The sequence below is a fragment of the Microbispora rosea genome, assembly GCF_044460045.1.
Lineage (GTDB): Bacteria > Actinomycetota > Actinomycetes > Streptosporangiales > Streptosporangiaceae > Microbispora > Microbispora rosea.
This window is the reverse complement of record NZ_JBITJO010000026.1, coordinates 1-3567: the sequence shown is the minus strand read 5'-3', so window position 1 is coordinate 3567 and position 3567 is coordinate 1. Positions and strand designations below refer to the sequence as shown.

The window sequence follows — 3567 nt, the reverse complement described above, 5'->3', positions numbered from 1 at the left end:
CTCGGGTAACCGAACTCGAAGATGCCCGTGCCGATCTTCTGGTTGTAGGCCAGACCCTGACCACCGACGTTCGAGCCCAGCGTGCCGACGTCCTTCAGGCCGATCGCGAACTTGAAGCCGACGACCTGGAAGCCCTTGAGGATCTTCGCCGAGAACGTCCGCTTGAAGTACAGGTACTCGCCCCGGTGCTGCGGGTCGGGGGTCTTCCAGAAGAAGGTCGTCCCGTCCTGGCTGACCCACGAGTCCTTGTTCCAGTTCTGGTACCCGTAGGCCTGCTTGTCGATCTTCACGGGCGCGCTCGCGGACGTGAACCACGCCCACGGGCCGTTGCCCTTCAGGTCCTTGCCCTTGTTGTAGGCCTGGAAGTCGGCGACGCTGACCGGCGTGTCCTTGCCCTTCGGCGAGAGCTTGTTGACCTCGACGACGTCGAGCTTCGACAGAGCGGTGGTCTTGTCCGAGGCGAGCTGCTTCTTCGCCTTGTACGCGTCCCACTTGCTGTCGTAGATCTTCGACTCGTACTTGCCGGCGCTGGTGCCGCCCTCGGTGGGCAGAACGCCGTTGTAGACCGTGACGAACGCGTAGTCGCGGTCGCCGTCCTCGTACACGCTGTAGTCGTAGTGCGTGTAAGCGGTCTTACCGACGTAGATGCCCCAGGGGGTCTTGCCCTCGTAGTAGCCGGGGATGAAGACCCACTTGTCGAGGGTGGTCGCGTTCGACTTGGTGTCGTACACGCAGTGACCCGCGGTCGCCACCAGGTTCTTGTACTGCGACTGCACAGAGGTGGCCGAGCACCAGTGCGGCTTGTGGTCGGCGCCGATGAAGAACACCTTGCCGGTGGTCTTCGGCAGGTTGACGTTCTTCAGGGTGCCGGTGGCGGCCTTCTGGTCGCCGCTGGACCCGACAACGCCGGCCTTGGTGTCGGCGGAGGCCCCGCCGGTCGACACGTGCTTGGTGGGGACCGTGGTCTCCACCGTGTACGGGGTGGCGTTGATCAGGTTGGCCTTGGCCTGGCCGTACCAGAACGCCGCGACCTGCTTGGCCGCGGTGTTGGTGTTGGCCAGGTTCGTGGCCGGAACCGAGTCGGCGTGAGCCGGGGCAGCGATGGCGGCGGAGGCCAGCAGGCCGGCCGCGATCCCGCCCAGAGCGAGAGTGCGCTTCATAACTTTCTCCTGGTCTGTCGTGAGGCGTCACTTGCGCCCCATCCGTCAGTGAGGAACGAGGAGAAAGTTATAGGAGGAAATGCGGTGGCGTAAGAGGGTTTGCGATCAAGCTTTTGCGGGGACTCGCGCGCGCGGGCGGCACGGGTCTGTGCGTGGCCAACCGTTATGGCTGATCATGACCGCGTTCCCGGCGTTTCCGTCACGCTCCGCATTGGACCGATATAACAGTCACTGTGACGTAAATCACAGATTCAGAGGAAACCAAAGGGGTGCCTGGTCACGTCGAAGGGGGCTCGGACGGGGGTGGAACGGCGAGCGCCGGCCGTCTCGGCGCAGCTCCAGAAATCGGATGAACAGCGACATTCGCGAGCTGACAGGCTGAATGATGATGATGCCCAACCAATTGGCCTACTGAGGTCGATATCCGAACAGTGTGCCGCGTTGTTTCGGGCAACGGAAAAGGGCCCGGCGGGAGGCCGGGCCCTTTCCTTGACTCTGCGTTACTGGGCGGAAGATCAGACGATCTTGCCGGACCAGTTGGCGGCAGCGGTCTTGTAGACGCCCAGCGTCTCACCGTCGAAGTACGGCGAAACGTTGGTGTCGATGCGGTTGTTGCCGTCGGTGTCGGAGACCGCGATGGTCACACCGTTGAGGTAGCCGAGCCGCTTGGTGTTGCTGTAGCGGTACAGCCACGCGGAACCGATGGAGCCCTCGCCGGTGAAGGAGGACTTGATGCCCACCAGCTCCTCGGCCTTCATGGACGGCGCAGCCGCCTTGAAGGTCTTGCCGTAGGCCCACTTCTGGGTCTTGCCGGAGAAGGCGTAGTTGCCGTCCGGGTGCGACCCGCTCGGGTAACCGAACTCGAAGATGCCCGTGCCGATCTTCTGGTTGTAGGCCAGACCCTGACCACCGACGTTCGAGCCCAGCGTGCCGACGTCCTTCAGGCCGATCGACAGCTTGAAGCCGACGACCTTGTAGCCGACGATCTTCGGGGTCTGCGACGGGGACGGCGTCGGGCGGTTCCACTTGCCGTAGTTGCCACCGTTGTGCGAGCCGCCCTCGTACACCGGCACGACCGCGAGCTTCGAGAGAGCGGTGGTCTTGTCGGCCTGGAGCTTCTTCAGCTCCCGGTAGGCGTCCCACTTGCTGTGGAAGACGCGCGACTCGTACTTGCCGGCGCTGGTGCCGCCGTCGGTGGGGATGACGCCGTTGTAGACCGTGACGAACGCGTAGTCGCGGTCGCCGTCCTCGTACACGCTGTAGTCGTAGTGCGTGTAAGCGGTCTTACCGACGTAGATGCCCCAGGGGGTCTTGCCCTCGTAGTAGCCGGGGATGAAGACCCACTTGTCGAGGGTCGCGGCGTTCGACTTGGTGTCGTACACGCAGTGACCCGCGGTCGCCACCAGGTTCTTGTACTGCGACTGAACCGAGGTGGCCGAGCACCAGTGCGGCTTGTGGTCGGCGCCGATGAAGAACACCTTGCCGGTGGTCTTCGGCAGGTTCACGTTCTTCAGGGTGCCGGTGGCGGCCTTCTGGTCGCCGCTGGAGCCGACAACGCCGGCCTTGGTGTCAGCGGAGGCTCCGCCGGTCGACACGTGCTTGGTGGGGACCGTGGTCTCCACCGTGTACGGGGTGGCGTTGATCAGGTTCGCCTTGGCCTGCCCGAACCAGAACGCCGCGACCTGCTTGGCCGCGGTGTTGGTGTTGGCCAGGTTCACGGCCGGAACCGAGTCGGCGTGAGCCGGGGCAGCGATGGCGGCGGAGGCCAGCAGGCCGGCCGCGATCCCGCCCAGAGCGAGAGTGCGCTTCATGGGAATTCTCCTGGTCTGTCGTGGGGCGTCGCTTGCGCCCCATCCGTCAGTGAGGAACGAGGAGAAAGTTATAGGAGGAAATGGGGTGACGTAAGTGGGTTCGTGACCGTGCTTCGAAGGGGGGTGCCTCACCAGGACGATTTGGATCATGTGCGAAGGACGTTTTGGCTGATCGTTGTGGGTGTGGAACGGTGTCCGATACCAACTTTGTTGGACCGATTCAACGGCTAGTGTGATGTAAGTCACTGTTTGGAACGAAACCAACGCGCGGAGCAATCGCGTCAAAGCGGCCACGGTCGGAGCGGAGCGGAGGCCCTCGCAATCTGGACGCAGACCCGCGAATGTGACGAACGGCAATGTTCGGGACCCTCAGCCGCGAGTGTCGAATGAGGAGCGTCTGCATCCTCGGCCGACTCGACGAGAAGGCTCCGCCGGCACGACGGCAACCGGCGTGTGTGTGGGATGAGGACCCCACAAGGGCGCAATGCGCCGGGCTGTTCGGGGCAACGGAAAAGGGCCCGGCGGGAGGCCGGGCCCTTTCCTTGACTCTGCTTTACCGGGCGGAAGATCAGACGATCTTGCCGGACCAGTTGGCG

2 protein-coding genes are annotated in these 3567 nt (G+C 63.8%); both read right to left on the bottom strand.

The window, feature by feature from the left end:
• A partial coding sequence (locus tag ACIBK1_RS40575) for a trypsin-like serine peptidase (RefSeq protein ID WP_396740960.1) occupies positions 1 to 1160 on the bottom strand: 1160 nt, incomplete at its 3' end.
• A gap of 515 nt (positions 1161 to 1675) precedes the next feature.
• Positions 1676 to 2971, bottom strand: coding sequence for a trypsin-like serine peptidase (locus ACIBK1_RS40570; protein ID WP_396740958.1), 1296 nt, complete (start codon positions 2969 to 2971; stop codon positions 1676 to 1678).
• Positions 2972 to 3567: the final 596 nt, after the last annotated feature.

Bases quoted from the DNA above. Each gene is read 5' to 3' on its own strand.
- ACIBK1_RS40570 (WP_396740958.1), bottom strand. From the start codon at position 2,971: ATGAAGCGCACTCTCGCTCTGGGCGGGATCGCGGCCGGCCTGCTGGCC.